The sequence below is a fragment of the Streptomyces sp. RLB3-17 genome (assembly GCF_007113425.2).
Taxonomy (GTDB): Bacteria; Actinomycetota; Actinomycetes; order Streptomycetales; family Streptomycetaceae; genus Streptomyces; species Streptomyces mirabilis_D.
The window spans coordinates 6,761,051-6,785,781 of sequence record NZ_CP041610.2; the positions used below are offsets into that span (position 1 = coordinate 6,761,051).

Sequence of the window (24,731 nt, forward strand, 5' to 3'; positions counted from 1 at the left end):
CAGCCTGGAGGCTCAAGGTGACGCGCATCAGCTGCGGAGGGCGGCCATGACATCCGTCCTCGTCTGCGACGACTCCCCGCTTGCCCGAGAGGCGCTCCGCCGAGCGGTGGCGACCGTGCCCGGCGTCGAGCGCGTGACGACGGCAGCCAACGGCGAGGAAGTCCTCCGCCGCTGGGGTGCCGACCGCTCGGACCTGATTCTGATGGACGTACGCATGCCCGGACTGGGTGGCGTCGAGACCGTTCGGCGGCTGCTGTCCGCCGACCCCGGTGCGCGCATCATCATGCTCACCGTGGCCGAGGACCTGGACGGTGTGGCGCTCGCCGTCGCCGCCGGGGCCCGCGGCTATCTGCACAAGGACGCCTCCCGCGCCGAGCTGCGCGCGACCGTGACCCAGGCGCTCGCCGACCCCACCTGGCGGCTCGCCCCGCGCAGACTGCGGTCGGCCGAGATGGGCGCGGCGCCGACGCTCACGGCGCGTGAGATCCAGGTGCTGGAAGGCATGAGTCACGGCCGCTCCAACGCCGAGATCGGCCGAGAGCTGTTCCTCTCCGAGGACACCGTGAAGACGCACGCCCGGCGGCTCTTCAAGAAGCTCGGCGCCTCGGACCGCGCGCACGCCGTGGCGCTCGGTTTCCGGTGGGGTCTGGTTCGTTAGGTGAGCCGTCGCGGGGGTACGACGCACCCCGCCTACCTCATGGTGGGCGGGGCCGACAACAGCGCCCGCCGAGTGCCCGCTGCTCGTTTCGCCGCGGATGCCGCATGCTTGAGGTGTGGAGTTCCTCGGGGACGAGTCGGTCGAGCGGAAGGGGAGGGCGCAGGAGATGAGTTCCGGCGCACCTGCTCATAACGCTTCGGTGCACAACTACGGACGCGGTGCCACGGACAAGACGACGCCAAGGCACCATGGACCGATGCGCGACGACGAGACGACGGTGATCGGTGCGCTCGTCCATCGCGCGGTCGACGGCGACGAGCAGGCCACGCACGACCTGCTCGCGCATGTACATCCCTTGGCGTTGCGCTACTGCCGCACCCGCCTCTCCCGGCTTCCGGGCGACGCGCGGCACTTCGTCGAGGACCTGGCCCAGGAGGTCTGCGTAGCGGTGCTCCTCGCACTGCCGCGCTACAAGGACACCGGGCGCCCCTTCGAGGCGTTCGTCTTCGCCATCGCCGCGCACAAGGTCGCCGACCTGCAGCGCGCCGCGATGCGCCACCCCGGTTCGACGGCGGTTCCCTCGGACGAGATGCCCGAGCGCCCCGACGACTCCCTCGGCCCGGAGGAGCGCGCTCTCCTCAGCAGCGACGCCGAGTGGGCCAAGAAACTCCTGGCCAACCTCCCCGAGAACCAGCGCGAGCTGCTTCTGCTGCGCATCGCGGTGGGCCTCACGGCCGAGGAGACGGGCCAGATGTTGGGAATGTCACCGGGCGCCGTTCGGGTGGCCCAGCACCGCGCGCTGAGCCGGTTGCGGGCGCTGGCGGAGCAGTAGGCGGCTCTCAGGGGCCGCCGCCACCGGGACCTCCGGAGACGCTTCGGCCGGCGCGACGGGTCCGCCCTCCCAAGGGGCGGACCGGTTTTTTGGCAGGCGTGGGGTTCGCGTCGTTCCGCCGCGGGGACCGGGCCCAGGCCACAACTGAACGGCGTCGCCACCCCGCCCGTACGAACCTACGAAGCCCGAGGGCGATCCGAACCGTGGAATGGGAGACCCTCGCTTCCCGTTAGCATGGACATCCGCACCGATCAAGGCCATTTGGGGAAGGTGTCATGACTGCCAACGTCGACGGAGTGCCCGCCAAATTCGCGACACTCGGGCTGACCTACGACGACGTGCTGCTGCTGCCGGGCGCCTCCGAGGTGCTGCCCAACGCGGTCGACACCTCGTCGCGTATCTCCCGCAACGTACGTGTGAACATCCCGCTGCTCTCCGCGGCGATGGACAAGGTGACCGAGTCGCGCATGGCGATCGCCATGGCCCGGCAGGGAGGCGTCGGTGTACTGCACCGCAACCTCTCCATCGAGGACCAGGTCAACCAGGTCGACCTGGTGAAGCGCTCCGAGTCCGGCATGGTCACCGACCCGATCACGGTGCACCCGGACGCGACGCTGGCCGAGGCCGACGCCCTGTGTGCCAAGTTCCGCATCAGCGGTGTCCCCGTCACCGACGGCGGCGGCAAGCTGCTCGGCATCGTCACCAACCGTGACATGGCCTTCGAGACCGACCGTTCGCGCCAGGTGCGCGAGGTCATGACGCCGATGCCCCTGGTCACCGGCAAGGTCGGCATCTCCGGCACCGACGCCATGGAACTGCTGCGCCGCCACAAGATCGAGAAGCTTCCGCTGGTCGACGACGCGGGCGTCCTCAAGGGCCTCATCACGGTCAAGGACTTCGTGAAGGCCGAGAAGTACCCGAACGCCGCGAAGGACGCCGAGGGCCGGCTGCTGGTGGGTGCCGCCGTCGGCGCCAGCCCCGAGGCGCTGGAGCGCGCTCAGGCGCTGGCCGAGGCCGGGGTGGACTTCCTGATCGTCGACACCTCGCACGGGCACAACAGCAACGCGCTCAACTGGATGGCGAAGATCAAGTCGAGCGTGCACGTCGACGTGATCGGCGGCAACGTCGCCACCCGTGACGGTGCCCAGGCACTGATCGACGCCGGCGTCGACGGCGTCAAGGTGGGCGTGGGCCCCGGCTCGATCTGTACCACCCGTGTGGTCGCCGGCATCGGCGTCCCGCAGGTCACCGCCATCTACGAAGCGGCCCTCGCGGCCCGTGCCGCGGGTGTCCCGGTGATCGGCGACGGCGGTCTGCAGTACTCCGGCGACATCGGCAAGGCGCTGGCCGCCGGCGCTGACACGGTGATGCTCGGCAGCCTCCTGGCGGGCTGTGAGGAGTCGCCCGGCGAGCTGCTCTTCATCAACGGCAAGCAGTTCAAGTCGTACCGCGGCATGGGCTCCCTCGGCGCCATGCAGTCCCGGGGCCAGGGCAGGTCGTACTCGAAGGACCGCTACTTCCAGGCGGACGTGGCCTCCGACGACAAGCTCGTGCCCGAGGGCATCGAGGGCCAGGTGCCCTACCGCGGCCCGCTGGCCAACGTGCTGCACCAGCTCGTCGGTGGTCTGCGCCAGACCATGGGGTACGTGGGCGCCGCCACCATCGACGAGATGGAGTCCAAGGGCCGGTTCGTCCGGATCACCTCGGCGGGCCTCAAGGAGAGCCACCCGCACGACATCCAGATGACGGTCGAGGCGCCGAACTACAGCCGTAACGACTAGCCGTCACCTGTACTGACGACTGGCCGTACGTGTACGTGAGGGCGGTCCCGGAGGTTCCGGGGCCGCCCTTGTCGTAGGCGTCGGGGATACTGGGAGGCGCAGAAACGAAGAGGGAAAGGCCACACACGTGACTGAGATCGAGATCGGGCGCGGCAAGCGCGGCCGCCGGGCGTACGCCTTCGACGACATCGCCGTCGTCCCGAGCCGCCGTACGCGAGACCCGAAGGAGGTCTCGATCGCCTGGCAGATCGACGCCTACCGCTTCGAGCTGCCGTTCCTGGCGGCCCCGATGGACTCGGTCGTCTCCCCGGCCACCGCGATCCGCATCGGCGAGCTGGGCGGCCTGGGCGTACTGAACCTCGAAGGCCTGTGGACGCGGTACGAGGACCCGCAGCCGCTGCTCGACGAGATCGCCGAGCTGGACGCCGACACCGCGACCCGCCGACTCCAGGAGATCTACGCCGCTCCCATCAAGGAGGAGCTGATCGGGCAGCGCATCAAGGAGGTGCGCGACTCGGGCGTCGTCACCGCGGCCGCCCTGTCGCCGCAGCGCACGGCCCAGTTCTCCAAGGCCGTCGTCGACGCGGGCGTGGACATCTTCGTCATCCGCGGTACGACGGTCTCCGCGGAGCACGTCTCCGGTGCCGCCGAACCGCTGAACCTGAAGCAGTTCATCTACGAGCTCGACGTCCCCGTGATCGTCGGCGGCTGCGCCACGTACACGGCGGCGCTGCACCTGATGCGCACGGGCGCGGCCGGTGTCCTGGTCGGCTTCGGCGGCGGCGCCGCGCACACCACGCGCAACGTGCTGGGCATCCAGGTCCCGATGGCGACCGCCGTCGCCGACGTGGCCGCGGCCCGCCGCGACTACATGGACGAGTCCGGCGGCCGCTATGTGCACGTGATCGCGGACGGCGGTGTCGGCTGGTCCGGCGACCTCCCCAAGGCGATCGCCTGCGGCGCCGACTCGGTGATGATGGGCTCCCCGCTGGCCCGCGCCACGGACGCGCCCGGCAGGGGCCACCACTGGGGCATGGAAGCGGTCAACGAGGAGCTGCCGCGCGGCAAGAAGGTCGACCTCGGCACCGTCGGGACCATCGAGGAGATCCTCACCGGGCCCTCGCACATCCCCGACGGCTCCATGAACATCTTCGGCGCCCTCCGCCGCGCCATGGCCACCACCGGCTACAGCGAGCTCAAGGAGTTCCAGCGCGTCGAGGTGACGGTCGCGGACTCCCAGCACAAGCGCTAGCGGGAGCGGTACGGCGGCTCGTACGACGCCGAAGGGCCCGTCCACCATGAGGTGGGCGGGCCCTCGCGCATACCGGGCCGGGTTACTGACCGGCCTTCTTGGCGCCGGAGAAGGCCGCGTACGCGGCGATGGCGAAGAAGAGGAAGGTCAGCGGGTCGGCCTGGGCCTTCCAGGCTTCCTGGACCACACCGAAGTGGTGGAAGAAGATCTCGTTGAAGCCGACGCCGACCTCCTTGGCGCCGAGCATGGCCTCGCCGACCAGCTGGCCGAGGTAGACCGAGGCCGCCGAAAGGATCACGCTGGCGATCGGCAGGATCGGGTTGCGTCCGCCGACGCGGCCCGCGGCGAGGCCGATCAGGAAGCCGACGCCGACGGCCGCCCAGCCGATCTCGTGCTTGGTGAGGCCGATGACGACTCCGTAGACGCCCGCCGCGACCAGGGCGGCACCGACGGCGGCCGCGAGGCCGAGCCCGAGCTTGTCGCGCACCGGAGCGGCCGGGGCGACGGGGGCCATCGGGAAGCCCGGCTGGGGTGCGCCCTGCGGGGCACCCTGCTGCGGGAACCCGGCCTGGGCCGTCTCCTGCGGCGGCGCGGGCGGCCGGCCCGACTGGTCGGCGTACGGGTTCTGGTCCGCGTACGGGTTGTCGACCGGTGGACCGGACGGCGGCGGAGACGACTGACTCATGTGGTTCCCCCCAGGGATGTGAGCGCACACCTGGGAGCGCCCGGGACACGGGCGCACTGGTGTGCGAGAGCTGACGCACAGTAGCAGTCGGCAGTGACATCCCGTCCAGGGGTTTCGCAGGGGTCAGAGCCGGTGCGCGGCTCCGGTCGGGGTCGCTCCCCTGGTGTCCAGCAGGAGCTGGGCCTTCACGGAGAGCCCCTGGAGGTCGTACGTGCGGTGCTGTTGGAGCAGGATCGTGAGATCGGCGTCGGCGGCGGCCTCGTAGAGGGAGTCGGCGCGCGGGACGGGGCGGCCGAGGACGTTCCAGGCCGGGATGTGCGGGTCGTGGTAGCTGACGGTCGCGCCGAGCTCCATCAGACGCAGGGCGATCTCGTGGGCGGGCGTGCCCTGTTGGTCGGCGAGATCGGGCTTGTAGGTGACGCCGAGGAGGAGCACGCGCGCGGCGCGGGCCGATTTCCCGTGTTCGTTGAGGAGCGTGGCGGCGCGCTGGATGACGTACCGCGGCATGTGGCTGTTGACCTGCTGGGCCAGTTCGACCATTCGGAGGGTGCGGCCCGAGTGGCCCGCCAGGTCCTGGGCGATGCCGTGGCCGCCGACGCCCGGCCCCGGCCGGAACGCCTGGAATCCGAACGGCTTGGTCTCGGCGCAGCGGATGACGTCCCACACGTCGACGCCCAGGTCGTGGCAGAGCACGGCCATCTCGTTGACCAGGGCGATGTTGACGTGCCGGTAGTTGTTCTCCAGGAGCTGCACGGTCTCCGCCTCGCGGGGGCCACGCGCGCGTACGACCTTGTCGGTGAGGCGCCCGTAGAAGGCGGCGGCCGACTCGGTGCAGGCGGGGGTGAGGCCGCCGATGACCTTGGGGGTGTTGGCGGGGGTGAAGTCGCGGTTGCCGGGATCGACGCGGCTGGGTGAGTACGCGAGGTGGAAGTCGCGCCCCGCGCGCAGACCCGAGCCCTCTTCGAGGAGCGGGCGCAGGAAGTCCTCGGTGGTGCCGGGGTGGACCGGCGACTCCAGGATCACGGTGGTGTGCGGGCGCAGCCGTTCGGCCAGGGTGCGGGCGGCCGAGGCCACTTGGCCCAGGTCGGGGGTGCCGTCCGGGACGGGTGGGGTCGGGGCGCAGATGACGGCGGTGCGGACGCGGCCGAGTTCGGCGGGGTTGGTGGTCGGCCGGAAGCCCCCCGAGAGCATCCGGCGCAGTTCGGCCGGGGTGAGTGAGCCGCCTTCCGGCCCGGTCTTGTAGCCGAGCGTGGGGATGCCGGCGGCGACGGCGGCCTGGGCCAGGGGCAGGCCGAGATGTCCGAGTCCGATGACGGCGAGATCTGCGGGCATGGCGTGGGCCGTCCTTCCCAGTAACCGAAGCGGGACAGGTGCGCAAGCCCTGTGGACAGAACGGGCGAGCGCAATGTCAGACTAGGAGTAAATATGACCGATTCGCGGTATTGGGCGGGCGAGTTTCCGGGAGTGTTGTCCACAGGCTGGGGGCGCGTGGTGGCCGATGAGGGACATCGCGGTCAGACTTTGGGGCAGGGGGACGTGAGCCGGGCGTCGCCGGACAGGTGCGGCCAGCGCGACAGACAGCGGGAGGCAGCGGTGAGGACAGCGAAACTGGGGCCGGCGGAACGTGCCGAGTCCCTGGCGGGAATGGCCGAGCGTGAGCTGGATGTGCTGGTGGTGGGCGCGGGCGTGGTCGGTGCGGGGACGGCGCTCGACGCCGTGACGCGCGGCCTGTCCACGGGTCTGGTCGAGGCGCGCGACTGGGCGTCGGGCACCTCCAGCAGGTCCAGCAAGCTGATCCACGGCGGCCTGCGCTATCTCGAGATGCTCGACTTCGCCCTCGTGCGCGAGGCCCTGAAGGAGCGTGGACTCCTTCTGGAACGCCTGGCACCGCACCTGGTGAAGCCGGTGCCCTTCCTCTATCCGCTCCAGCACAAGGGCTGGGAGCGGCTGTACGCGGGATCGGGCGTCGCGCTGTACGACGCCATGTCGATGACGAGCGGACATGGACGCGGACTGCCCGCCCACCGTCATCTGACGCGCGCCCACGCCCTGCGCATAGCACCCGCCTTGAAGAAGGACGCGCTGGTCGGCGCGTTGCAGTACTACGACGCGCAGGTGGACGACGCCCGTTATGTGGCCACGTTGGTGCGCACGGCGGCGGCGTACGGCGCGAAGGTCGCCAACCGTGCCCGCGTGACCGGATTCCTGCGCGAGGGCGAGCGCGTGGTCGGCGCCAGGGTGCTGGACGTCGAGGGCGGCGGGGAGTACGAGATCCACGCCAAGCAGATCGTCAACGCCACGGGCGTGTGGACCGACGACACCCAGGCCATGGTGGGCGAGAGGGGCCAGTTCCACGTACGGGCCTCCAAGGGCATCCACCTGGTCGTGCCGAAGGACCGGATCAACGCCGCGACGGGTCTGATCCTGCGTACGGAGAAGTCCGTCCTCTTCGTGATCCCCTGGGGGCGGCACTGGATCATCGGCACCACGGACACCGACTGGAACCTCGACAAGGCCCACCCCGCGGCCTCCAGCGCCGACATCGACTATCTGCTGGAGCATGTGAACTCGGTGCTCTCGGTGCCTTTGACCCGCGACGACGTGGAGGGCGTGTACGCGGGACTGCGTCCGCTGCTCGCGGGCGAGTCGGACGCGACCAGCAAGCTCTCGCGCGAGCACACCGTGGCCCATCCGGTGCCGGGACTGGTGGTCGTGGCGGGCGGCAAGTACACGACGTACCGGGTGATGGCCAAGGACGCGGTCGACGAGGCGGTGCACGGCCTCGACCAGCGGGTCGCCGAATGCGTCACCGAGGACATCCCCCTGCTCGGGGCCGAGGGGTACCGGGCGCTGTGGAACGCGCGGGCGCGCATCGCGCAGCGCACCGGACTCCATGTGGTCCGCGTGGAGCATCTGCTGAACCGGTTCGGTGTGCTGGCCGAGGAGATATTCGAGCTCATCGCCGCCAACCCCGCGCTGGGCGAACCCCTTCCGGCCGCCGAGGACTACCTCAAGGCCGAGATCGTCTACGCCGCCTCGCACGAGGGCGCGCGGCACCTGGACGACGTGCTGACCCGGCGCACCCGTATCTCCATCGAGACCTTCGACCGCGGTACGCGCAGCGCCCGCGAGGCCGCCGATCTGATGGCGCCGGTCCTCGGCTGGGACAAGGACCAGATCGAGCGCGAGGTGGAGCACTACGAGAAGCGGGTCGAGGCCGAGCGGGAGTCCCAGCGTCAGCCGGACGACCAGACGGCGGACGCGGCGCGGCTGGGGGCGCCGGACATCGTGCCGCGTTGATCGGGCGCTGCTGTCTGCGAGGGCCTGCCCGGGAGTTCCAGGGGACTCCAGGGGGTCCCAGGAGTTCCCTGGGGGATCCCAGGAGTTCCCGGGGGTTCCCGTGGATGTCACTCGAACGGGTGTCGTGAGCTGGGATCTTTGCTCGAAACCCGGCCGTTCTACTGGGTGCGAGGGCAGAAATCGGCGGCGAGCAGGTCGGGTTCGAGGTCCGGGTCCTCGATCCCGTCCGTGTTCACCCGGAAGGTGAGGACACGACGGCCGTCGACGGTGGCCGCGGTGCGCACGTAGCTGCCGGATATGTGGCCGTCGTGCCCCCACACCGTGGTGCCGCACGACAGCTTCACCGGATACAGACCCATGCCGTACAGGCCGTGTGCGGTGCGGGTGTCGAGCATCTCGCGCAGTTGGCGGGGAGGGAGCAGGTCGCCCGCGAGCAGGGCCGCGTAGAAGCGGTTCAGGTCGGCGAGCGTGGTGACCAGTTCACCCGCCGCGCCGGCGACGCGCGGGTCGAGGGCGGTCACGTCGGTGCCGTCGGCGGCGTAGGCGCGGCCGTGCGGGGAGGGCAGCGAGGTGCGGGCGCCCGGGAAGGAGGTGCCTGTCAGACGAAGGGGGTTGATGATGCGGCGCTCGGCCTCGGTGGCGTACGAGTGGCCGGTGACCTGGCGGATGACCATGCCGAGCAGGACGTAGTTGGTGTTCGAGTAGGCGAAGCGGCCGCGGGCGGCCGGGGGGTGGGTGAGTGCGATGCGGACGGCCCGGAGCGGGGTGAGGGGGACGGCGCCCTTGGTGTCGTCGGTGAAGTCGTACAGGCCACTGGTGTGGGTGAGCAGGGAGCGCAGCGTCAGACGCCGGCCGTCGTTGCCCGCGCCGCGCACCAGACCCGGAAGATGAGCGTCCAGGGCGTCGGACAGGGACAGCCGGTGCTCGGCGGCGAGTTGCAGCACCACGGTCGCGATGAACGTCTTGGTGATGCTGCCCGCGCGGAAGTGGTCGCCGCGCGCGATGCCCTCGCCGGCGCGGGCGAAGCGTGCGCCGGAGGCGTCGTCGGCCAGCAGCGCGGCGGCGGGAGCCTTGCCGCGGGTGACGAGAAGGGGGAGCAGACGGCGGAGGGCACGGGTGGCGCCCGTTGCCGGGGCGGCGGGGGAGTGTGAGCCCGTCGGGGTCGCGGACCTGGGGGTGTGACGGGCGGCCGAGGGTGTGGTGGAGTGGGAAGGACCGGCGGTCGGCATCAGGCGCGGCAGGTCGATCGGGGCCAGCAACAGGACGGCCAGAGACACGGGTATGACCAGGAGTGTCCGAGGTGTCCGGGGCACAGGCATCGGCGTTCCTTCCTTGTTGCGGCACATCATGGGGGACGGACCTGTGCGCACGAGCGGGTGGTCCGCAGGTGAGGGGCGTGCCGGTCGTCGGGGGCTTGTCGGCCGAAGGGCCCCCTGGGCGCTGAGCGCTTGTCGGGTGAGGGACAATGAAGGCTCTGTCAGGGCGGGTTGCATGAGGGGACGCATGTCGGAGGCGGAGCGGGCGGGAGCATCCCGTCAGGACAAGAGCGAACGTCTCCTCGCCGGGCGCTACCGGCTGGGAGATGTTCTCGGCCGCGGCGGCATGGGCACGGTGTGGCGGGCCCAGGACGAAACGCTGGGCCGCACGGTCGCCGTCAAGGAGCTGCGGTTCCCGTCGAGCATCGATGACGACGAGAAGCGGCGGCTGATCACGCGCACCCTGCGTGAGGCCAAGGCGATCGCGCGGATTCGCAACAACGGCGCGGTGACGGTCTTCGACGTGGTCGACGAGGACAACCGGCCGTGGATCGTGATGGAGCTCGTCGAGGGCAAGTCGCTCGCCGAGGTCATCCGCGAGGACGGCCTGCTCACGCCGAAGCGCGCCGCCGAGGTGGGGCTCGCGATACTCGACGTGCTGCGTTCCGCGCACCGCGAGGGCATTCTGCACCGCGACGTGAAGCCGTCGAACGTGCTGATCTCCGACGACGGCCGGGTCGTGCTGACCGACTTCGGCATCGCGCAGGTCGAGGGCGACCCGTCGATCACCTCGACCGGCATGCTGGTGGGCGCGCCCTCGTACATCTCGCCGGAGCGGGCGCGCGGGCACAAGCCCGGCCCCGCGGCCGACCTGTGGTCGCTGGGCGGGCTGTTGTACGCGTCGGTCGAGGGCGTGCCGCCGTACGACAAGGGTTCCGCGATCGCGACGCTCACCGCGGTGATGACCGAGCCGGTGGAGCAGCCGAAGAACGCGGGCCCGCTGGAGAACGTGATCTACGGGCTGCTCGTGAAGGACCCCGCGCAGCGGCTCGACAACGAGCGCGCCCGGGCGATGCTCAGCGAGGTGGTCTACGCCCCCGAGCCCAAGGAGACCGTGCCGGAGCCGGTGGACGCGACGAAGGTCGTGGTGCTGCCGCCGGTGCCGGAAGAGGGCCGGGGCAAGAAGAGTTCGGGTGGCTCGGGCGGCTCGGGCGGATCCGGGGCCAAGCGGGGCGAGGAGGCCGGGGAGCGGCTGCGCGGAGCGCTGCGTTCCGTGCGGAAGGCCGCCTCGGTCGCCGGTGCGGCCACGGCGGCGGCCACCGCCGCGGCGACGGCTCGTGCGAAGTCCGGCGCCGCGGGCGGGACGGGCGGTGCGAGCAGCGCGGGTACCGCGGGCGGTGCGGGTGGTGCCGGCGGTACCGCGGCTTCCGGTTCGGTGGGCGTGGAGGGGGCGGCTCCGGTCGCTCCGAAGGCTCCCCCGGCTCCGCCGCGCGTGGACGTGTCGAAGCCCGCCGCGGCTGCGGCGAAGTCCGGGACGGTCACGCCCGGCCAGGGTGGCAAGGCGGCGGAGGGCTCCCCGAAGTCGGGCGTGCGTGACGGCGCGCCAGTGGGCTCTGCCTCCGGTCCCGTCGGCTCGAAGGGGGCTCTCGGCTCGGCGGGTTCGGGAGGTTCCGGCTCCACCGGTTCGACCGGCGAGGCCAAGCCTGCCTCGGGGTGGCCCGTGGCGCCCGAGCGGCCGCCGCGGCCCGTGCCGCGGGCACCGCTCACCGATGTGGTGTCGCGGCGGACCCTGTTGATCATCGCGGTGGTCGTGGCGCTCGCCGTGATCGGCACCGTGCTGGCCCTGACCCTCGGTGGCGGTGACGACAGCGGGGCGAAGAACGGCAAGAGCGGTGACACCAAGGCGGCCGCGTCCAACGGGGTGACCGCGGGCAGCGGCGGCAAGGGCGCGACCAGCGGCTCTCACACCGACAGCGGCGACAAGACGGACGGTGCCACCGGGGCGGCCGGGGACGGGAGTTCGGGCAGCGCGCCGAACACCGACGCGTCGGGCAGCGCCGCCGCAACGAACGGAACGAGCGGGACGGGCGGCGACGGCAAGGAGTCGGGCTCCTCGGGCTCCACCGCCGTGTCGACGTACGAGGGCGGCCAGGGGTTCAAGATCGGGCTGCCCAAGGGGTGGAAGTACCAGTCGACGGATGACGCGGGAGCCCGCTTCACCGGTCCCGACGGGCAGAAGCTCCTCGTCGGCTGGACGACCACGCCCAAGAGCGACCCCGTGGCGGACTGGAAGAACCAAGAGGGGTACATGGTGCGCTCGCAGTACAAGCGGGTGCGCATAGAGAAGGTGGACTACCGCGGTTGGAACACGGCCGACTGGGAGTTCACTTATCAGGACGGCGGCACGAAGTACCAGTCGATCGACCGGGGGTTCGTCGTGAATGATCATCTCGGGTACGGGCTGATGTACACGGCGAAGGCATCCGACTGGGACAGCGAGCTGCGCAAGGACACCTGGAAGACACTGACGGCGACGTTCCAGCCGAAGTCGTGAGGCATGGGCCCGAGCCCACGTCGTGAGCCGCGTGCTCATGCCGTGAGGTTCGGGCCGGTTCGCCCCGGGTGTCTGTTGTAGGGGTCGGTCACGGGGCGGTGACATCTCGCATCCCGACATTGCGGGTTGCCTCCGGCACGTATCGTGAGTGGTTGCGGACCGTACGAAGCCGTAACGGGACGCGAGGCGAACGGAATTGACCACCGGGCGGCCGGGGGAGGCGTCGTGGACGACTATGCGGGTCGGGTGCTCGCCGACCGTTACCGCCTGCCGCTGCCGCCCTCCGACGAGTACGAACTCGCCGAGAGCCGGGCCTTCGACACCTACAGCGGTCAGGAAGTCCTCGTCCGGCAGGTGCCGTTGCCGGAGGTCGTCGAGGCGGAGATGCTCGACGCGGACGGGCTGCCCGAAGGGTTCGTGGCGCGGGACGGCGGGGCGCGGCGCGCCTCCGCACGGACCACGCGCAGGCCCACCGAACCCGCCGTACTGCGGGCGATCGAGGCGGCGCAGGCCGCCGCGCAGATTCCCGACCATCCCCGGCTGGACCAGGTCTTCGACGTGTTCGCCGAAGGCGGGTCGTTGTGGATAGTGAGTGAACTGGTGCCCGCGCGGTCGCTGGCCGCACTGCTCGCCGAGAAGCCGCTGAGCCCCTATCGGGCGGCCGAGGTCGCCGCCGACGTCGTCACCGCGCTGCGGGTGCTGCACGCGCACGGATGGGTCCACCGCAACATCACCGTGCGCACGGTGCTCGTCTGCGACGACGGCCGGGTGATGCTGACCGGCCTGGCCGCCGGCGCCGCGGAGGAGGCACTGTGCGGGTACGACCCGGTGCCGGTACAGGACTTCGAGGGTCCCGGGGGTGAGGGAGGTGTCGGCGCCGGTTCGCCCCACGCGGGTCCCGGTGCGGATTCACGAGCGGGTACGGGCACGGGCGCCGGTGTCCCGCGTGGGGCGGCCCGTGCGCGCGGTGCCGCGCCTGGTGGAGCGACCGGAGCACTGCCCGGCGGGGGAGCCGGCGGTACCTCCGGCGGGAGGCCCGGAGCCTCGTTCGGCGCGGTGGTCGCCAGCGCGCAGGGGGCCGATGCCGAAGCCGCGCGGCGGGCCGCGATCGAGGCGCGGGCCGAGAACACCACTCCCGTGGGGGAGCCGCCCGTCGACGGCGGAGCGGCCCTGGCGCGCAGGGCACTGGAGGCCGGAGGCGACGCCCGGGCGGCCCGGGCCGGAGCCATCGCCGCGTACCGGGCCGGAGCCCGGGCCGCGGCCCGTGTGCACGAGCAGCAGCGGGGCGGTCCGGCGGCACTGCCCGCGCCCCGTCCCGCCCCGGCGGAAGACGGCTCCGCGCCGGGGACCCAGGCCTCCGGGCAGAGTGGGGAGCAGCGCCCGGAGACCCCGCCCCCCGGTCAGATCGCCGACCCGTACGGCGTCGGTGTCGGACGCGCGGGCGCGTGGCCCGGCGCACAGCCCCGCCCCGGAAGCGGCCCCGGTACCGCCCCTGGCGTCAACGGCCCCGGATTCGGTGGCCCCGGTCCCGCCCCGGCTCCCGGCGGCAATGGCGGTCAGGGGCACCCGGCGCTCCCCGGCCCCGCGGCCGGTCATGGAAGTGCGCACAGCGGCACCGCGGTTCCCCCAGGAATCCAAGGCCCCCACGGCGCCCAGAACCACGGCGCCCAGAACCACGGCGCCCAGAACCACGGCGCCCAGAACCACGGCGCCCCCGCCCTCGTGCCCGGGCAGCAGTCCACCCCCACCCCGACGCCCAACGGCCGTTGGGACGAGCTGGTCGCCGGTACGCCCCCGCGGCGCGGCCCCGCCACCGCGCTCGCCGCGGAGCGGGCCCGGCAGGCGCGGATGGCCGTCGTCGGACCGGTGACCGAGCGATGGGCGCCGGAGCAGGCCGGGCCGGTGCACGAGAACTGGCAGTTGGCGGCGCCGATCGGCCCCCAGACCGATCTGTGGGCGCTGGGCGCCCTGCTCTTCCGGGCCGTGCAGGGACACGCGCCCTACCCGGAGGACAACACCGCGGAGCTGGTGCAGCTGGTGTGCGCGGAGCCGCCCGCGTTCGCCGAGGAGTGCGGGCCACTGCGGCCCGTCGTGGAGTCACTGCTGCGACAGGACCCCACCGAGCGGCTGGACTTCGAGGAGCTGAGCGGCTGGCTGCGCTCACTGGTGCGGTCCGCGCCGGAACCCGAGGCGGGCGCGCACGTGGTCGCGGCCCCGCCCGTCGACCCCAGCCGGCTGCCGATCGTACGGCGCAGGGGCGAGCTCGTCCGCAGGCGCCGGGCCGGACTGCCCGCGACCAGCGCGCACGCCCGCCACAAGCGCGCGAAGTCCGACCGGCAGGCGAGGCCGGCCAGGTCGACGGAGACGGCCAAGCCCCGCAAGCTGGGCCGGAACCTGCTCCTGCTGGTCCTGCTCCTGCTGGTCGCGGCGGTCGCGTACGCGATGGTCTTCATGCCGAAGAAGACCGACCCGAACAGCGACGCGAACGGCGAACGGACCGGCTCCGCGAGCCAGGTGAGCCCGGCACCCGGGAACACCGCGGGCACGGGCGCCGACGGCAGCGCCAGCAGCCGGCCGCGCCCGGACCAGACCTCTCCCGGCACGGACACGAACCCTTCGGGCGGCGCCAGTTCGACGACCTCGCAGTCCAACGACCCGGCGGTCGGCCAGGGCTTCACCCTGCGCAAGGACTCCGAGGGCTTCCAGGTCGCCGTGGCCAACGGCTGGAACCGCACGCCCAAGAACGGGCGCGGCCAGGTCGTCTACTCCCAGGGCGACTTCGAGCTCATCGTCGTACCCGGACGGGACAGCACCAGCAGGTACGGCGGCGATCCGCTGACGTACCAGCGCGAGACCGAGAGCGAGTTGCAGCCGTTCCGCGACTCGACGTGGGCCACGTCCAGCGGGATGCGGCGGATCGACGTGGGCGGACGGACCATGGCCGAGGGGCAGTTCACCTGGCAGAACTCCGCGGGGCAGTCGCTGTACGTCCGCAATCTCGCGATCATCGTCGGCGGCCGCTACCACGTGGTGCAGGTGCGTGGCCCGGAGGCCGAACGGGACGAGGTCACGAGGCTGTACGAGCAGGCGTCGGCGACCTACCGAGTCACCGGCTGAGCAATTCCCGTACTCATGAACCGCTGAACGCCGAATGGTTCCCTCCCGTACACGGAAGGGAGAACCGTCACAGTGCGGTCTCCGTACGACCCCGCCGGTTCCCTGCGCGGGGACCGATCTTTACTCTGACCCTGTCAATACCATTGCGGGGAAACGTGAATCAGATGCAGGGCCTGCTCCTCGCGGGCCGCTACCGACTTGTCGAATCCATCGGCAGCGGTGGCATGGGCCGCGTGTGGCGTGCGCACGACGAGGTGCTGCACCGTGCCGTCGCGGTCAAGGAGCTGACGGCCGCGCTGTACGTGACGGAGAGCGACCGGGCCGTGCTGTTGGCGCGCACCCACGCCGAGGCGCGGGCCGCCGCCCGGATCAACCACTCGGCCGTCGTCACCGTGCACGACGTCCTGGATCACGACAACCGGCCCTGGATCGTCATGGAGCTGGTCGAGGGCAACTCACTGGCCGACGAGGTCAAGGAGAAGGGGCGCGTCGAACCGACCGAGGCGGCGCGGATCGGGCTGTGGGTGCTGCGCGCCCTGCGCGCCGCGCACTCCGCCGGCGTGCTGCACCGTGACGTGAAGCCCGGGAACGTACTGCTGTCCTCCGACCGACGGGTGCTGCTCACCGACTTCGGGATCGCTCAGGTCGAGGGCGACACGACCATCACGCGTACCGGCGAGATCGTCGGCTCGGTCGACTATCTGGCGCCCGAGCGGGTGCGCGGTCACGACCCCGGCCCGTCCGCCGACCTGTGGGCGCTCGGCGCGACGCTGTACACGGCGGTGGAGGGGCGCTCGCCGTTCCGGCGGACCTCGCCGCTGACCACCATGCAGGCCGTGGTCGACGAGGAGCCCGCGCCGCCGCAGCACGCCGGTCCGCTCGGGCCCGTCATCACCGCGCTGTTGCACAAGGACCCGGCCGTGCGGCCCGGTGCGGAAGAGGCCGAGCAGATGCTCGCCGAGGCCGTGGAGGGGCGTCGGCCGAGTGCGGCGCAGGCGTATGTGCCGACGCAACAGCACGTGGACACGGGCACCATGGGGATGGGCGCGCAGCGGGTGGCGCCCTATGGGTCGGCGCCCCAGGGGACGGGATCGCACGGCGCCGCGCCCCACGGACCGGGCGGGCACGAGACGGCGTCGCACGGGTCCGTGGCGCACGGATCGGGCGCGCACCGGGCGACGCCGACGCTTCACGCGCCGGTGCCCGGGCCCCTGGGCGAGGGCACCGGCTCCGGGGGCGCGTCCGGGAGACGGCGCCGCGGTCGTACGATCGCCCTCGTCGTCGTACTCGCCGCCCTGATCGGCGGTGGCGGCGCCGTGGCCATGCACTATGTGAACGGCGCACGGACCGACGACACCCACAACAGTGCCTCGCCCGGCACCGCGCATCCCGGCACCACCAAGCCCGGGAGCACCCCGACCGCGACTTCGGGCTCCCAGGAGCCGTCCGGCGCCGTGCCCGACACCTGGGTGCAGCGGGACGACGTCGAGGGCTTCACCATCTCCCTGCCCGACAAGACCTGGCAGCGGCAGGCCAACGGCAACCAGGTCGACTACACGCCCGACGGCGGCAAGCACTTCGTCCGCATCGCCATCGACGACTCGCCGGACTTCCCCACTCCGTACGCACACCAGCTGGACCTGGAACAGCAGTTGACCAAGCTGGTCGACTACCACCGGGTGCAACTGCAGTCCAACACGTTCCGCGACTGCCCGGGCTCCCTGTGGGACTTCACCTGGACCGCGCTGCCGAAGCAGACGCCGTTCCCCGGCAACCGGCGGGCGATCGAGCAGACGTACCTCAGCCGGGAGGGTGTCGAGTACGCGATCTACATGTCCTCGCCCGCGGCGGACTGGGACACGGCGCGTCGGCAGTTCGACGTGATTCTCCGCAGCTGGCTCCCCAAGACCTGACGGGCCGGACGGACACGAACCGGTCGCAACCGGTCTGACGAGGCCGGATAACAACCATCGCGCGGTCCGGGGCCCGGAGCGCGTCCGTCCGGTGCGGCATGATGGGGCGTATGGGGACCGAGGGGGAGAACGTCCGTGTGATCGGCGGCCGTTACCGGCTGGAGGCCAGGATCGGCCGGGGCGGCATGGGCGTCGTCTGGCGCGCCACCGACCAGCTGCTCGCCCGGCAGGTCGCGGTGAAGGAGCTCGCCCTCGACGACTCGCTCTCCGACGACGAGGCCCGGACGCAGCGCGACCGCACCCTGCGCGAGGCCCGCGCGGTCGCCCAGCTGCACCACCCGCACATCATCGTCGTGCACGACGTGGTCGAGGAGGACGAACGGCCGTACATCGTCATGGAGCTGATCGACGGCGGCTCGCTCGCCGAGCGGATCTCCGCCGACGGTCCGGTCGACGCGCGCGAGGCCGCCCGGATCGGCCTCGCCCTCCTCGGCGCGCTGCGGCGCGCGCACGAGGCGGGTGTCCTGCACCGTGACCTCAAGCCCGCCAACGTCCTGATGGAGGCGGGCACCGACCGTGTCGTGCTCACCGACTTCGGCATCGCCCAGGTCGCGGGCGCCACGACGCTCACCGAGAGCGGGTCGTTCGTCGGCTCGCCCGAGTACACCGCGCCCGAGCGGATGTCCGGGGTCAGAACCGGCCCCGAGTCCGATCTGTGGTCGCTCGGGGCGCTGCTCTGCACGGTCCTGAGCGGTGAATCGCCCTTCCGCCGCGACTCGTTGGGCGGCATCCTGCACGCCGTCGTCATGGACGAGATCCGCCCGCCCGCGCAGGCCGCGCCCCTGCTGCCCGTCGTACGGGGGCTGCTGGAGCGCGATCCGGAGCGGCGGCTCGACGCGGTGGAGGCGGAGCGGCTGCTCAGGGCGTTCCTGGAGACGGGCCGTACGCCGCGGGCCGCGTCGGCCGGGTACACGCCCACGCAACGGGACGTGCCGAAGCGGAAGTCACCCGTCCAGCAGGCCGCGCACCCCTCCCCTCCACCGGTTTCTCTCCCTGCCGCCGGGTCCGACCGTGCCCCGAAGCGGTCGGCGCGGACCATGCTCGTCGTCGCGGCGCTGGTCGCCGCCGTGGCCGGGGCGGGCGTGACGGCGGTGCTGCTGGTGAACCATGGTGGGGGCGGCGGGGGCAACGGCGGGGGCGGTACGTCGACGCCGTCCGCCAGTTCGGCGCCGGGCACGTCCGTGAGCGCCTCGCACTCCCCGAGCGCGCCCGCAGCGCCGGGGTCCTCGGCCTCACCGAGCCCCGCCCCCACGGTCACCGTCACCCGACAGCAGAAGCCGACCGTCGCCTCCGGCCCGGCGCCCTCGGGCTACCGGACGGTCCATGACCCGGACGGGTTCTCGCTCGCCGTGCCGGACGGCTTCACCCGCGATCCGCAGGGCGAGCGGATCTTCTACATGTCGTCGGGCCAGACCTTCCGCCTCGGCATCAAGGCGACCGACCCCGAGGCGGGCGGCCCGCTCGCGGTGATGCGGCGCTCCGACGCCGACGGGCCGTCCACGAACCCGGGCTACCACGACGGCACCGTCACCTCGACCACGCACGACGGACAGCCCGCCGCGCTCTGGGAGTTCACCTGGAACGGCTTCACCACGGCGGAGGGCGCGCGGCACACGTACGACCTCTGCTGGGAGGAAGGCGGCCGGATGTACGACGTGTGGGTGTCGGCGCCGGTCGGCAAGGTGACGCAGGCGAAGGAGTACTTCGACGTCGCGTTGGACACCTTCGTGGCCCCGTAGGCGGGAGGTAAACGGGAGATAAGGGACGGTCCGCGTCACGGGTCTGTGACCGGTGCGCGACGGGTCTGGATGCCGAAGAGCGTGCCGCGATAGGGATGGACCCATGAGGAACAACGGGGGAGTCCCTTACGGAGCCGACGAGCCGACGAGTTTCGTTCTGCAACCGCCGACCCGGGTCGCCCCGGAACCGACGGTCGGGTCCGCGCCCGGTCCAGTACCCGCGCCCGCGCCCGGTCCGGTGCCCGCGCCCCATCCCGTGACCGCGACCGGTTCCGACCTCGATCCCGACCCCGATCCCGGCACCGGGCGGCTCATCGCGGGCCGCTACCGGCTGCTCGGCAAGCTCGGTCACGGTGGGATGGGGACGGTTTGGCGGGCCAAGGACGAGACGGTGGACCGTGAGGTCGCCGTCAAGGAGCCCCGCGTCCCGGACCACCTTCCCGAGCGTGAACGCGCCAATGTCTTCGAGCGGATGCGCCGCGAGGCGCGCGCCGCGGCCCGGCTCGACCACCCGGCGGTGGTGAACGTCCACGACGTCGCGGTCGTGGACGGACAGCCCTGGATCGTCATGGAACTGGTGCGGGGCCGCTCGCTGGGCGCCGCCCTCCAAGAGGGCACGCTCGGGGTGCGTGAGGCGGCGCGTATCGGTCTTGAGGTGCTCGGCGCGCTGGAGGCGGCGCACGCGGCGGGCATCCTGCACCGGGACGTCAAGCCCGACAACGTGCTGCTCGGCCCGCACGGCCGGGTCGTCCTGACCGACTTCGGCATCGCGCAGATCGAGGGCGAGACGAATCTGACGGCCACGGGCGGCTTCGTCGGGTCGCCCGAGTACATCGCGCCGGAACGGGTGCTCGGCCAGCGTCCGGGCCCGGCCTCCGACCTCTGGTCGCTCGGTGTCGTCCTGTACGCGGCCACGGAGGGCGTGTCGCCCTTCCGCCGCAGCAACACGCCCGCGACGCTCCAGTCGGTCCTCAACTCCACCCCGGCGCCGCCCGCTTCGGCGCGTGGTCCGCTGGCGGAGGCCATCAACGGGCTCCTGGACAAGGACCCCTCCCGCCGCCCCGGCGCGGACCGGGTCCGACGGATGCTGGAGGAGGCCGCCGAGCCACCCGCCCCGGAGCCGACGCAGGTGGTGCAGATCGCGGGTCCGGGCGGCAAGGGTCTGCGCGTGCGCCGCAAGCCCCTGTTCATCGGCCTCGGCGCGGTGGTCGTCGCGGCGGCGGTGGCGGCGTACCTGCTGTTCGCGAACCCGTTCGCGGGTCCGCTGCCCGACGGCTGGAAGAAGCACCACGAGACGGACGTCGCCGCGACACTGGCGGCACCCGCGGGCTACCAGAGATCGACGCCGGACCGGACGTCGGACAAGGGGCACTGGGTCACGTACACCGACTGGAGCGGCAGCATCTGGATCGGCCTGACCCTGATCAAGAAGTCCGAGGACACGAGCCACCGGATCAAGGACTCCTCGGCCGCAGAGATGTACGCCGACAACGACGACTTCAAGGGCAGCGGCGCCTACGAGCTGAGCATGCCGGAGTCCCCGCGGACGTCTCCGGAGAACGCGAAGTACCACGGCAGGCAGGCCGCCGAGAACACCGTCGCCTACACGACCACCGACAGCCAGAACCCGCGCCCGCGCGAGGTGAAGATCTTCTACTACAAGACGTCCAAGGGCGACATGTACAAGCTCACGATCAGCTATCCGGGCAAGGGCGACTTCACGACACGCGGCCGTGAAGTCGCCAGGACGGCGATCGCGAACCTGGACATCGACCAGTTGTAGAGGGCGCGTCGGACGCCGCGCGCGCCGCCGGGGCACCTCGCCGTTCAAGAGCGCCCGCGCACGCCTCGGCGTCGGCAAGGCGGCGCCGAGCTCCCGAACAACGCCCTGATCAGGGCGTTCCCTGCCAGTGGCCACTGGCGCGGTGTGTGCAGTCGGTGAAAGCGGGTTACCAACGGGTACCCAAAGCCCTCGCTCCGTCATACGCTGCGCCTCATGACGGACTCGCAGGCCTCGGAAATCACCGGCACGGTCAAGTCGGAAAAGACCGGCACCAATCCCCTCGCCCCCGCTCCCGTGGGCGCCCGCACCGCCGCCGACGTGGTCACGCCCGAGCTGGTCGCGCAGCTCACCAAGGGTGTCGTCGGCTCCGGTCGGACCGCCAACCACACCCCGTTCACCGGCGAGAAGCTGGCCGACCTGCCCGAGTCCACCCCCGAGGACGTACAGGAGGCCTTCGAGCGGGCCCGTAAGGCGCAGGTCGCCTGGGGTGCCACGCCGGTACGCCAGCGCGCCGCCGTCCTGCTCCGCTTCCACGACCTGGTGCTCGCCCGCCAGGCCGAGGTGCTCGACCTCATCCAGCTGGAGACCGGCAAGGCCCGGCTGCACGCGCACGAAGAGGTGCAGGCCGTCGTCGTGGCCGCCCGCCACTACGGCAGGAAGGCTCCCGCCTACCTCCGCCCCAAGCGGCACGCCGGGGCCATGCCCACCCTCACCAAGGTCACCGAACTGCGCCACCCGCGCGGTGTCGTGGGCCAGATCGCGCCCTGGAACTACCCCCTCGAACTCTCCGTCGGCGACGCGCTCCCGGCCTTCGTCGCGGGCAACGCGGTGGTGATGAAGCCGGACACCGAGACCTGCCTCACCGCCCTGTGGGCGCGCGACCTGCTCGTCGAGGCCGGGTTGCCCGCCGAGGTCTTCCAGGTCGTCATCGGGGACGGTCCGGTCGTCGGGCCTGAGGTCGTCAAGCACGCCGACTACGTCTCCTTCACCGGGTCCACCCGGACCGGCCGCGAGGTCGCCCAGGGCGCCGCCGCCCGGCTCGTCGGCGTCTCCCTCGAGCTCGGCGGCAAGAACGCGATGGTGGTCCTGGAGGACGCCGACATCGACAAGGCCGCCGCGGGCGCCGTCCGCGCCTGCTTCTCCTCCGCCGGCCAGCTCTGCATCTCCATCGAGCGGTTGTACGTCCACGAGTCCGTCGCCGACGCGTTCGCGGAGCGCTTCGCCGCCCGGACCAAGGCCATGCGGCTCGGCACCTCCCTCGCCTACGGCGCCGACATGGGCTCGCTGGTGGGCGAGCGGCAGCTGGAGACCGTGACCCGGCACGTGGAGGAGGCGGTCGCGAAGGGCGCGAAGGTCGTCGCCGGCGGCGTCGCCCGCCCCGACATCGGCCCCTACTTCTACGAGCCCACCATCCTCGACGGTGTGGAAGCCCCCATGGCCGTCTGCAACGAGGAGACCTTCGGGCCGGTCGTCTCCCTCTACCGCTTCAAGACGGACGACGAGGTCGTCGAACTCGCCAACTCCACGTCGTACGGCCTCAACTCCTCCGTCTGGACGAAGGACGGGCGGCGCGGACGCGCGGTCGCGGCGCGGCTGCGCACCGGCACGGTCAACGTCAACGAGGGATACGCGCCCGCGTACGGCAGTGTCCAGTCGCCGATGGGCGGCATGAAGGACTCCGGCCTCGGCCGCCGGCACGGCTCCGAGGGCATCCTCAAGTACACCGAGGCACAGACCGTCGCCCAGCAGCGGCTGCTGCCGATGGCGCCCTCGCTCGGCATGGACGACGAGAAGTACGCGCAGTTCATGAGCCGCAGCCTGAGGGTGATGAAGGCGCTCCGGCTGCGATAAGGGCCCCGGCAAGGGCTCCGTCAGGCCGCACCACGTTCTCAATGAGGAGAGCAGCACGTGTCACAGGAGAACTCCGTCCACAACCCGGACGACACCGCTTACGACTACGACGTCATCGTCGTCGGCTCCGGCTTCGGCGGCTCGGTCACGGCCCTCAGGCTCACCGAGAAGGGCTACCGCGTAGGAGTGCTGGAAGCGGGCCGTCGCTTCACCCGTGACGCGCTGCCCAAGAACTCCTGGGACATCAAGAACTACCTGTGGGCGCCGGCGCTCGGCATGTACGGCATCCAGCGCATCCATCTGCTGGGCAACGTCATGGTGCTGGCGGGCGCCGGAGTCGGCGGCGGCTCTCTGAACTACGCCAACACCCTCTACGTACCGCCGAAGGCCTTCTTCGACGACCCGCAGTGGAAGGACATCACCGACTGGCAGGCGGAGCTGAAGCCGTACTACGACCAGGCCCGCCGCATGCTCGGCGTGCGGCTCAACCCGACGATGACCCCGTCCGACGTCCATCTCAAGGCGGCCGCGCAGCGGATGGGCGTCGGCGACAGCTTCCACATGGCGCCGGTCGGCGTCTTCTTCGGCGACGGGCAGGACGCGGACGGCACGGCGAAGGCCGGGCCCGGCGGTGAGGTGGAGGACCCCTACTTCGGGGGCGCCGGACCCGCCCGCAAGGCGTGCACCGAGTGCGGCGAGTGCATGACCGGCTGCCGGCACGGCGCGAAGAACACCCTCAACGAGAACTACCTGTACCTGGCGGAGAAGGCGGGCGCGGTCGTGCACCCGATGACCACCATCGTGTCCGTCACCGACGACTCGCAGGGCGGATACGCCGTCGCCACCCTCCCCACGGACGAGAAACGCAAGGGCGAGGGGCGGACGCTCAAGGCGCGCAGGGTCGTCATCGCCGCGGGTACCTACGGCACGCAGACCCTGTTGCACCGGATGAAGGCGGGCGGCCAACTGCCGTACCTCTCCCCGAGGCTGGGCGAGCTGACCCGCACCAACTCCGAGGCGCTGGTGGGCGCGCAGACCGACAACCGCCGCTACCGCAAGGCGCACGGCACGCCCAAGGCCGACTTCACCCAGGGTGTCGCCATCACCTCCTCGATCCACCCGGACGAGAACACCCACATCGAGCCCGTCCGCTACGGCAAGGGCTCGAACGCCATGGGGGGCCTGTCCATCCTCCAGGTCCCGTACGCGGAGGGCTCGTCGAGGGTGGCGGGATGGCTGGCGAACGCGGCGAAGCACCCGCTCCTCGTGCTCCGCTCGCTCTCCAACCGCCGCTGGTCCGAGCGGACCATCATCGGTCTGGTGATGCAGTCGCTGGACAACTCCCTGACGACCTACCTGAAGCCGAAGGGCGCGGGGAAGGGCCTGCTGACGGCCCGGCAGGGGCACGGAGCGCCCAACCCCAAGCAGATCAGGGCCGCGTCCGAGGCCGCGTCCGCCGTCGCCGCGGAGATCAACGGGTTCGCGGGCAGCAACGTGGGCGAGCTGATGGGAACGCCGCTGACCGCGCACTTCCTGGGTGGCTGCCCGATCGGCGACTCCCGGGAGACCGGCGTGATCGACCCCTACCACCGGCTGTACGGCCACCCGGGCATCTCCGTCGTCGACGGTGCCGCGGTCTCCGCGAACCTCGGGGTGAACCCGTCGCTCACCATCACCGCCCAGGCCGAACGCGCGATGTCGTACTGGCCCAACAAGGGCGAGGCGGACCCGCGCCCGGCGCCGGGGGCGGCGTACGAGCGTCTGAAGCCGGTCGAGCCCCGGGACCCGGCGGTACCCGCGGACGCCTTCGGCGCGCTGCGGTTGCCGTTCCTGGGGATGCCGACGGTGCCGCCGAAACCGTAACTCCGTCTCCGGATACGAGAAGGACCCGCACCCCCCTCCGAGTGCGGGTCCTTCTTGTATCCGTAGTTCTCTTCGTACCTACTGGCC

Annotated in this window: 15 protein-coding genes; 12 read left to right on the plus strand and 3 right to left on the minus strand. The window is 71.7% G+C overall.

The window, feature by feature from the left end; translation table 11 throughout:
- Window positions 1–46: 46 nt before the first annotated feature.
- The 4 genes from FNV62_RS30775 (at window position 47) to FNV62_RS30790 (ending at window position 4,523) form a co-directional block, all read left to right on the plus strand.
- Window positions 47–658, plus strand: coding sequence for a response regulator transcription factor (locus FNV62_RS30775; protein ID WP_003948568.1), 612 nt, complete (start codon window positions 47–49; stop codon window positions 656–658).
- Window positions 659–914: 256 nt separating this feature from the next.
- On the plus strand, window positions 915–1,490 hold the full coding sequence (locus FNV62_RS30780; RefSeq protein ID WP_060901477.1) for a sigma-70 family RNA polymerase sigma factor: 576 nt from the start codon (window positions 915–917) through the stop codon (window positions 1,488–1,490).
- A gap of 275 nt (window positions 1,491–1,765) precedes the next feature.
- A complete protein-coding gene (gene guaB / locus FNV62_RS30785; protein WP_060901470.1) occupies window positions 1,766–3,271 on the plus strand; it encodes an IMP dehydrogenase in 1,506 nt (501 codons plus the stop codon).
- 127 nt (window positions 3,272–3,398) lie between these two features.
- Window positions 3,399–4,523 (plus strand): GuaB3 family IMP dehydrogenase-related protein, encoded by a 1,125-nt coding sequence (locus FNV62_RS30790; protein WP_067366955.1) that lies wholly within the window; start codon window positions 3,399–3,401, stop codon window positions 4,521–4,523.
- 82 nt (window positions 4,524–4,605) lie between these two features.
- Here the strand turns inward: FNV62_RS30790 and FNV62_RS30795 are convergent, their stop codons facing one another.
- Window positions 4,606–5,208 (minus strand): hypothetical protein, encoded by a 603-nt coding sequence (locus tag FNV62_RS30795; RefSeq protein ID WP_097285893.1) that lies wholly within the window; start codon window positions 5,206–5,208, stop codon window positions 4,606–4,608.
- A gap of 123 nt (window positions 5,209–5,331) precedes the next feature.
- Window positions 5,332–6,540 (minus strand): nucleotide sugar dehydrogenase, encoded by a 1,209-nt coding sequence (locus tag FNV62_RS30800; RefSeq protein WP_060901468.1) that lies wholly within the window; start codon window positions 6,538–6,540, stop codon window positions 5,332–5,334.
- Window positions 6,541–6,801: 261 nt separating this feature from the next.
- Here FNV62_RS30800 and FNV62_RS30805 point away from each other — a divergent pair, with 261 nt between their 5' ends.
- Window positions 6,802–8,508: a glycerol-3-phosphate dehydrogenase/oxidase gene (locus FNV62_RS30805; protein WP_060901467.1), complete on the plus strand. Its 1,707-nt coding sequence runs from the start codon at window positions 6,802–6,804 to the stop codon at window positions 8,506–8,508.
- A 158-nt stretch (window positions 8,509–8,666) separates the two neighbouring features.
- Here FNV62_RS30805 and FNV62_RS30810 read toward each other — a convergent pair whose 3' ends face one another.
- The gene (locus FNV62_RS30810; protein ID WP_225900429.1) at window positions 8,667–9,827 is read right to left on the minus strand and encodes a serine hydrolase domain-containing protein; all 1,161 of its coding nucleotides are present in this window, start codon (window positions 9,825–9,827) and stop codon (window positions 8,667–8,669) included.
- Between the two features lie 184 nt (window positions 9,828–10,011).
- On the opposite strand from FNV62_RS30810, the gene FNV62_RS30815 reads away from it, so the two are divergent.
- The 7 genes from FNV62_RS30815 (at window position 10,012) to FNV62_RS30845 (ending at window position 24,644) form a co-directional block, all read left to right on the plus strand.
- Window positions 10,012–12,318: a protein kinase domain-containing protein gene (locus FNV62_RS30815; RefSeq protein ID WP_143627830.1), complete on the plus strand. Its 2,307-nt coding sequence runs from the start codon at window positions 10,012–10,014 to the stop codon at window positions 12,316–12,318.
- 225 nt (window positions 12,319–12,543) lie between these two features.
- Window positions 12,544–15,435: a protein kinase domain-containing protein gene (locus FNV62_RS30820; protein ID WP_225900430.1), complete on the plus strand. Its 2,892-nt coding sequence runs from the start codon at window positions 12,544–12,546 to the stop codon at window positions 15,433–15,435.
- Between the two features lie 164 nt (window positions 15,436–15,599).
- A complete protein-coding gene (locus tag FNV62_RS30825) occupies window positions 15,600–17,348 on the plus strand; it encodes a serine/threonine-protein kinase (protein WP_143652166.1) in 1,749 nt (582 codons plus the stop codon).
- A 110-nt stretch (window positions 17,349–17,458) separates the two neighbouring features.
- Window positions 17,459–19,147, plus strand: coding sequence for a protein kinase domain-containing protein (locus FNV62_RS30830; protein ID WP_143627832.1), 1,689 nt, complete (start codon window positions 17,459–17,461; stop codon window positions 19,145–19,147).
- A gap of 103 nt (window positions 19,148–19,250) precedes the next feature.
- Window positions 19,251–20,930 carry a serine/threonine-protein kinase gene (locus FNV62_RS30835; protein ID WP_164331787.1) on the plus strand — a complete coding sequence of 560 codons (1,680 nt, stop codon included), beginning with the start codon at window positions 19,251–19,253 and terminating at the stop codon, window positions 20,928–20,930.
- Between the two features lie 213 nt (window positions 20,931–21,143).
- Entirely contained in the window at window positions 21,144–22,781 is a 1,638-nt protein-coding gene (locus FNV62_RS30840) for a succinic semialdehyde dehydrogenase (protein ID WP_097285899.1), read from the plus strand.
- Window positions 22,782–22,838: 57 nt separating this feature from the next.
- A complete protein-coding gene (locus tag FNV62_RS30845) occupies window positions 22,839–24,644 on the plus strand; it encodes a GMC oxidoreductase (RefSeq protein ID WP_143627834.1) in 1,806 nt (601 codons plus the stop codon).
- The last annotated feature ends 87 nt before the right edge of the window (window positions 24,645–24,731 follow it).